The sequence below is a fragment of the Catellatospora chokoriensis genome, from assembly GCF_011297315.1.
GTDB classification, from domain to species: Bacteria; Actinomycetota; Actinomycetes; order Mycobacteriales; family Micromonosporaceae; genus Catellatospora; species Catellatospora citrea.
In genome coordinates this window covers 1-650 of record NZ_JAAOTI010000076.1, presented here as the reverse complement: position 1 = coordinate 650, position 650 = coordinate 1, and the positions used below count along the sequence as shown (strand labels likewise).

The 650-nt window shown below is 65.7% G+C and carries 1 protein-coding gene; it reads right to left on the bottom strand.

What is annotated here, in order from left to right:
- Positions 1-650: glycoside hydrolase family 6 protein (locus HAV39_RS42035; RefSeq protein ID WP_191844661.1), on the bottom strand; the 650-nt coding region annotated here is incomplete at both ends.

Below are 650 nucleotides of genomic sequence, written 5' to 3'. Positions count from 1 at the left end.
TGCACGTTGTTGACCGTGCTGCCCTCGGCGACCGCCGCCTCCTTCAGCTTCTGCGCGGTCGGACCGAAGTTGCTGTCCCAGCCGATCCAGCCGTGGTGAGCCGAGTCGATGTAGTTGTAGACATTGCCGATCGCACCCAGCTTGTTCAGCGCGTACCCGACACCCTTGACGTAACCGCCGTTGGAGTTCATCGTCGCGCACTTGGCGATGTTCGTGTTCGTCACCAGGTTCGGCAGCGAGTCGATCTCGATGATCGCCACGATCCGCAGCGGCGCGTACTTGGCCTGCCCCATGATCGCCGCGATCGGGTCGATGTACTCCGACTTGTACCGGGGCAGCTCGTCCACGCCCAACTCACCGTTGGACGCCAGCGCCGAGCAGTCACGACCCGGCAGGTTGTAGATCACGAACTGGGCCACCACCGGCCCGCTACCCGCGTTGTACTGCCGCAACGCCTCATCCAGGTGATCGGCCAGGCCCATCGAACCGTTCGAGCTGCTGCCCGACGTGCCCGCGATCGCCGCGATCCGGTCCAGCCACACCGCCGTCGACAGGTTCGACACCCGGCTGCCGCCGGACACCGACGCCGCCTTCGCGCTCCACTCCGGGTTCACGTAACCACGCGCCCCCGAGTACGGGTTGTCGACCTT